We start from the raw sequence: 6,549 nt of genomic DNA on the forward strand, positions 1-6,549 counted from the left end.
TAGGGCGTCTCGCTGAAATCGTTTTCGGTGCGATAGAGCGCAAAACTTGCTTTGTAGGCCGCGCCCACCATCAGGCCCGGCTGCTCGGCTCCGATAATTGAGAGGCAGTTGAGTCCGTGCGGGTGATTGTCGTACACGCTGACTTTGCGCGAAACGAAATCGTAGGTATCCAGCATCCGCTTGCTGTCGAAAACGGGTTTAAGGTACCCTACCTCGTTGGCTTTCGGAAAGCCAGCGTCCAGCACAGCTACCAGCATCCCTTCACCATGAAATCCTTTTTCGTGTATTTCCGGAATGCCCAGCATGGCGAGTTGGCCCTGCGTGCGTCCGTAGTCGATGGTTTCCCGCGTCCCGAATTTGTCATGAACCGCACTCAGACGGGCGATACCCGACGTGCTGGCCGGAGCGATCGGTAGGTTTCGCTCGGTACTTTTATAAAAAGGCAGAGCTTTGATGGCGGCCCACTGCGCTTCCGAGGCTTCCAGCAGGGCGGCGTTGAACCAACGGGAGGTAAAAAACACCTTAGCCCCCGTCTGCTGCACGGCCTGAATGTAGGCAGTATTCACCGGGAGGTCGGCAGTCGTGATGGCAATGCCCTGCCGCTGACGCCGCGTGATGGCTCTCTGAGACAGAAAAGCTTCCGGTTTTTGGACAGAGAAGGTACTATTGGCTTTGTCTTTAAAATAAATCAAGTAACGTGGCAGCGTTTGCGCTTCGGCTCGAAGTGAGACGAGGGCGATTATTAAAATAATAGTAAGCAAAGAGTATTTCTTCATCGTCCGTAGTTTTTCAAAACTGTGGTTTTTGTAAAACCAAAATCAATTACGCTTTTGCCGAGGCAGTCGGGCGTGCCGCAATACTGCACCGAAGTTTGTTCACGCTTTATCAAACCTATATCCCTGGCGTATGTTTCCTGATTCTTTCGCAGAGAAAGCAGCGTCGAATCGTTTTGCTGCACGACGGTAAGGGTTTGGTCAAAAGTAAACGAACCAAGCGTCAGCGGTTTATCCACATTTTTCATCTCGAAAATCTGCTCGCCCAGCGTATTATACAAATTTCCGTTCCAGCGTAAACCATCTTTCACCGGAAACTGGATTTTGACTACCGTAAGGCCGTTTTCGGTCCGAAAAGCCCGCTCGGTCGTGCGCCAAGCCGCCCCAACGGAGTCGACGCGCCAGGCGTTGCCTTGGCGCGTCGAACGCTCGATAGGGTAAACGGTCTGATCGCTGGCATCGGTATAGGGCTGGCCTACGGTTTCGCGGATATGGTAAGTAATCGTTTGGGCGGGCTGCGCCAGAGCGTAGCGCGTTTCGGTCACTTCGTACTCGCGAAACTGGCCCGTTTCCAGCGGGAAGTAATCGTAGCCGGGGTCAAGCAGGAGAGTACTTTCGCGTTCACAGGCAGCGAAAGCCAAAAAAATGGCAAATAATAAAGTCTTTCGGATCATGCAGTAGCCTCTTCCGGCAAAACCAGGGTACTTTTCCCACCCAAGTGCGGACAGTCGAGCAGGTGTTTCATACCGTCAAATTTAACTGGATCTTTGGAATAGCCGTAATTGTCGGTCAAACATGAAGTTTGGTTGTTGTCGCCCATCGCGATGTCCACATCTTCCATCGTGAACTGGCAGGGATGTTCGTAGGAAGCGGCGTGGGAGATTTCGATGATTTCTTTTGTCAGCGTCGTGAGGTAGTTGGCGAAGCGTTCGCTCTTGAGCGTAGGGTCGAGGCCCGCCTGCAACCATTTGCTGTTGGTGGCTACGCCCGTCGGACAGCGGTTGGTGTGGCAGATCATCGCCTGAATGCAGCCGATAGACATCATGGACTCGCGGGCCACGTTGATCAGGTCAGCCCCCATCGCGAACGCCATGATGCTGTGCGCCGGAAAGCCCAATTTTCCTGAACCAATGAAAGTAATCCGGTCCGTCAGGTTAGCTTTTTGAAAAATAGTATAGACCCGGCTGAACCCGTACACCCACGGCAAAGCCACGTGGTCGGAGAAGGAGGGCGGTGCAGCGCCAGTACCGCCCTCGCCGCCGTCGATGGTGATGAAGTCGGGGCCGCGATCGGTTTTTATCATAATTTCGGCTAATTCCTGCCACATTTCGAGTTTACCCACGGCGGCTTTGATACCTACGGGCAGCCCGGTGGCCTGGGCGATGGTTTCGATAAAGTCAACCATGCCCGGCACATCCGAAAATTCCTCGTGATAGGGCGGCGAGACGACGTCCTCTCCCTTCGGCACATTCCTGATCTCGGCGATTTCGTCGGTGATTTTTTTGGCAGGAAGTACCCCGCCTTTGCCGGGCTTGGCCCCTTGCGAAAGTTTCACTTCGACCATGCGAATGAACGGGTTTTCCTCGACCATCTTCACAAGTTTTTCTAATGAAAAATTCCCGTCGTTGTCACGGACACCAAAATAAGCCGTGCCAACTTGGAATACCACGTCGGCCCCGTTTTGGTGGTAGGGCGACAAGCCGCCCTCGCCCGTGTTATGGTAGTTGCCAAATTTCAGCGAACCCCGGTTGAGCGACTCCACCGCCTTGGCCGACAGCGAGCCGTAGCTCATGGCACTGATATTGACAACCGAACGGGGACGATAGGGCCGCCGCCTGCCGTGGTACAGCCCGATGGCTTTGGCGGCGGGCAGCGTGTGATGCTGCGGATGCTCGGTGTTGCCCACGCTGTGCGGATGCGACGCGGGCAGTTGCATCGCCAGCAAAGCTGGCTTGATGAATATATAGCCCGGTTCGTGGATGTTCTGGTCGGTGCCAAAGCCTTTGTAGTTGTTGTCTTTCTTAGCCGAGGCAAAAATCCAGGAACGCAGCCGACGGTTAAAGGGCAATTCCTCGCGGTTGTCGGCCACGATGTACTGCCGCATTTCCGGCCCGATTTTCTCGATCAAGTACCGCAGGTGCCCCACTAGCGGGTAGTTGTGCAAAATAGTGTGGCGGCGTTGCAGAATGTCCCACAGAGCGATGACTAGAAGAATAAAAAGCAGATAGGCCCACCAGGGGAGGGAGGTCAGGGTTTCGAGCATGAGTTCGGTCGTTTGGCTGTTGGTACGGTCGAACTCGGGTGACTGTTGCGTGGGGTCAGACTGGCAGGGGCGAACACATAGGTTCGCAGGTGCGCCTGTCCGACCCTACGAGACCTCCGTCGCTGACCCCAGATGCTCCCAGAAATTCGGGTAAGACTTTACAACTACACCTGGCTCCTCAATTATAACGGGGCAAACCATGCCCGCAGGGGCAAAGGCGAGGGCCATGCGGTGGTCGTCGTAGGTGTGGATGGAGGGTACTTTGTTAGAGGATAATTTGTCCGTGCGGCTAACTTCGTAACGGTGGTTGGCTTCTACCTCGGTCAATTCCGCGCCTAGTTTCTTCAATTCCTGCTGCAAGGCATAAATCCGGTCAGTTTCCTTGATTTTGAGACTCTCGACGCCCGTTAACGTGAGTTTGATGTCTTTCATCGCGCAGCACACGGCGACGGTTTGGGCCAAATCTGGACAGTCGGTAAAATCCCAGGATAGAGAAGTTTCTGCTGTTGTTTTTTGCAAAAGAACACCCCGTTTGGTGAAGGTACTTTTAACGCCCAAATTCGCCATGATGTTAACAATGGCACTATAGCCCTGCAACGAATTTTCCTTCAAACCTAGCAATTCTACCTCGGCGTCTTCGGCCAGAGCCACGATGCTGTACCAGTAGCTCGCCCCCGACCAGTCGGACTCGATGGCGTAGGGCTTAGGCTGGTACTTTTGCGGGGGTACTTTTATGGTTTTGGCGGTCCAGTCGGCCTGGTACTTTATGCCAAAGTACCCCATTTGTTCCAGCGTCATTTCGATATAGGGCCGCGAGCCGACTTCACCCGTCAAAGTCAGCGTCAGGCCTTCGGGCAGGAGCGGGGCAATCATCAGCAGCGCCGAGATATACTGACTGCTCACATCGCCACGAATGCTAAGACTGTTTTTTCCTGAATAATGAAAACCCTCCAACCGCATGGGCGGGTAGTTTTCATTATTTTCATACTCGATTTTTGCCCCCAGATGCCGCAGGGCATCCACCAGCAAGCCAATGGGCCGCTCGCACATTCGCGGGGTTCCGGTCATGGTTTTATGCTGGCCCGTAATGGCGAAGTACGCCGTCAGGAATCGCATGGTGGTACCCGCGTCGATGACATCGGCCATGCGGTCGTCGGAGGCCAGCAGCCGCTGCATGGTTTGGCAGTCGCGGGCTTCGGAGATGTTGGTGAGGGTACTTTTGAAGCCCGTCAGCGCGTCGATGATCAAAGCCCGATTGCACTCGCTTTTGGAGGCGGTGAGTTTTATTGCGGCGCGAATTGGTTTCTGCGGAGGGTGAACGGTAGTTTGGGACACTTAATTTGAAGGGGGGGTTGAGAAAGTACTTGGCACTTAGTTTTATACGACCAATAGATGCTGATTTTCAACGAAAAGTTCAGTACCAAGTACCCAAAATCAGTACGTCTTCAGGACTTTGACACGGTTATGGCCGTTGATTTTTACGGAAGAAAAGCTGAGTTTGTAACATAAGAAACCCGTAGCCGCCAGGGCACCACCAATAGCCAGCGATTGGGCATCGGTGGTGAAATATTGGCCGTCGATGCCCCTGTTGAAAAAATCGGCCCCGATGAAAATTAGACCAGCCAGGGGAAGGATCACCGAGCCTTCGGTTACCCAGGGAATACGCCGGAAGGTCTTGATGTTTTTTATGTCATCCAACATGATCTCCACAGTTTCCATTCTTCTCTCCAACTCATTGACGTAGCTGAACGTGAAACTGCTGTCGGTTACTGTATAAATCTCCTTCCGGAACCGTTGAGAACTACCTTTTACCTTATAGCGAATATCGTCACCGGGAAAATAGCGGAAGCGGCGAAAAGTACCGATGGTAGGGGCGAAATCGAGCGCCAAGTACCGCTCGCCGGCTTTGGTGAAAACCCGTTTGTTGCCTTGTTGCTTCAAAAATAATTCCTCGCTCGACAGTGCCTTAGCGGGATCATAGTGATCCTGCGCAAAAGCTGGCATTGCACAGACAGCAAAGAAAAATAGTGTCCAAAAATTAGCTTTCATTTGAATAACGGGCTTTACCCTTCCTCCTCTTCGTACTCCGGCGAATAATCCTTGGCCGACACGCCACCGGATACGATCATCTTCATGATGTCGGCACTATTGGCGTTTAGCAGGGTGACGTTCGCAATCGGCACGATGAACAGTTCCCCGGAGAACGCATACGAGTGCGGCATATAGACCGCAATATAATCCTTTATGTACAAATGACTGAGGTCGGTTTGGGTAATGAAGCCCAGTTTTTTCACGTCCGACTCGCGGTTGATCGTCACCAGCACGGGTTGGTTGAATTTTTTCTTATCGCCCACGAAGGCTGTGATCAAATCTTTGATTGAATAAAAGATCAGGTTGACCAGCGGGATTTTTCGCAGGATCCGTTCAGTGAATTTAAAAAAGGACTGCGGGACGACCGTCGAAAAGAAGAAACCCAGTAGGATAATACTAATCAAGATGATGAGCATACCCAAACCAGGTAAATAGATGGACTTTTGAGCCGAAATGGGAATGGAAATCGGCAGAATACCATCCAAAGCCTCGACGCCCGTCCAAATAATCAAAATCGTAAAGTACAAAGGCGCCACCAACACCAACCCCCGCACAAAGTAGCCGAAAATGCGATTCAGGAAGGTGTTCTCTAATTTCATATGTTAGGGCAATTCTGAATGTCGGAATATCGGAGTAAATCAATACCGGAGAACTGGCGAAAGCAGTATTCACTCATTCCGACATTCACTAATTCCAAATTAAAAAACGACCGCTCGTCCCTTGGGGTACTTCACCTCGAAACGGATGTCAAAAGTACGGCTTTCGTTGGGTTTTAAGTTCACTTCCCAGGTCAATTTTCCGGTTTCGGAATTGTACTTTGCCCCGGTAGTTTCTTCCACATTTACCTCTATGTCGCTGTTTTGCGAAACGGGTACCTGATCTTCTAACGTCAGACGGACAGCATCGGGCCGGATGTTGCGTACCGTAATTCGGTAGGTGACCGTTTCGCGAATGTTGCTGCCAATAAAACGCTTGCTGCTGTATTCGTTAAGGCGTTCGCGCTTCACGATGACCTTTTTGTCACGGCCCAGCGACACGTTCAGGGTATCGTTGGTGTTCTGCGTAATCAACTGCGTTTCACCTACGTAGGTTCCCTGGAAATAGACGTTCGCCTTACCGTTCAGTAAGTTGTATTTTTCCCAGTCTACCAGTTGCGCTACCAGAAAGGCGTCCGTATCGAGCTTCGGGATGGCGAAGTGGCGGTAATCGGCGGGTACTTCGTGCCGGGCAATATCAACTAACTGCGGCTGTCCGCCCGACGGGATGTCGTAGGGCAAAGCAATGTCGAAAGAAACCGAGAGGTCGTTGGTGGTGATTTGGGTAAAATCGGCGGTAGTTTGTACGTCGGCCATCGGTGCCCCAAAAGCTTCAGAGTCCATTGGAACTGCTTGTGCATTCATACTTATAGCCGCTTCTTTCGAG

At 52.1% G+C, this 6,549-nt stretch carries 6 protein-coding genes and 1 pseudogene; all 7 read right to left on the bottom strand.

Features of this window, described 5'->3' with window-relative positions; all coding sequences use genetic code 11:
- A pseudogene (locus tag ACEW8P_RS13310) lies at positions 1–776 on the bottom strand (peptidase S8/S53 subtilisin kexin sedolisin); the annotation flags it as partial.
- Positions 773–1,447 carry a hypothetical protein gene (locus ACEW8P_RS13315; protein ID WP_373513566.1) on the bottom strand — a complete coding sequence of 225 codons (675 nt, stop codon included), beginning with the start codon at positions 1,445–1,447 and terminating at the stop codon, positions 773–775. The pseudogene ACEW8P_RS13310 and the gene ACEW8P_RS13315, both read right to left, overlap by 4 nt.
- Positions 1,444–3,036, bottom strand: coding sequence for an FMN-binding glutamate synthase family protein (locus ACEW8P_RS13320; RefSeq protein ID WP_373513567.1), 1,593 nt, complete (start codon positions 3,034–3,036; stop codon positions 1,444–1,446). Before ACEW8P_RS13320 ends, ACEW8P_RS13315 begins: the two co-directional genes overlap by 4 nt.
- 105 nt (positions 3,037–3,141) lie before the next feature.
- On the bottom strand, positions 3,142–4,371 hold the full coding sequence (locus ACEW8P_RS13325; protein ID WP_373513568.1) for a 3-phosphoshikimate 1-carboxyvinyltransferase: 1,230 nt from the start codon (positions 4,369–4,371) through the stop codon (positions 3,142–3,144).
- A gap of 99 nt (positions 4,372–4,470) precedes the next feature.
- On the bottom strand, positions 4,471–5,085 hold the full coding sequence (locus ACEW8P_RS13330) for a hypothetical protein (RefSeq protein ID WP_373513569.1): 615 nt from the start codon (positions 5,083–5,085) through the stop codon (positions 4,471–4,473).
- A 14-nt stretch (positions 5,086–5,099) separates the two neighbouring features.
- Positions 5,100–5,726 carry a DUF502 domain-containing protein gene (locus tag ACEW8P_RS13335; RefSeq protein WP_373513570.1) on the bottom strand — a complete coding sequence of 209 codons (627 nt, stop codon included), beginning with the start codon at positions 5,724–5,726 and terminating at the stop codon, positions 5,100–5,102.
- Between the two features lie 99 nt (positions 5,727–5,825).
- On the bottom strand, positions 5,826–6,549 hold a 724-nt coding region (locus ACEW8P_RS13340), incomplete at its 5' end, for a DUF4139 domain-containing protein (protein WP_373513571.1).

This window comes from Persicitalea sp. (genome assembly GCF_041751555.1).
Lineage (GTDB): Bacteria > Bacteroidota > Bacteroidia > Cytophagales > Spirosomataceae > Persicitalea.

What these genes read in the sequence shown, in the direction of transcription:
- ACEW8P_RS13320 (WP_373513567.1), bottom strand. Translation starts at nt 3,036, where the DNA reads ATGCTCGAAACCCTGACCTCCCTCCCCTGGTGGGCCTATCTGCTTTTT.
- ACEW8P_RS13330 (WP_373513569.1), bottom strand. Translation starts at nt 5,085, where the DNA reads ATGAAAGCTAATTTTTGGACACTATTTTTCTTTGCTGTCTGTGCAATG.
- ACEW8P_RS13335 (WP_373513570.1), bottom strand. Translation starts at nt 5,726, where the DNA reads ATGAAATTAGAGAACACCTTCCTGAATCGCATTTTCGGCTACTTTGTG.
- ACEW8P_RS13315 (WP_373513566.1), bottom strand. Translation starts at nt 1,447, where the DNA reads ATGATCCGAAAGACTTTATTATTTGCCATTTTTTTGGCTTTCGCTGCC.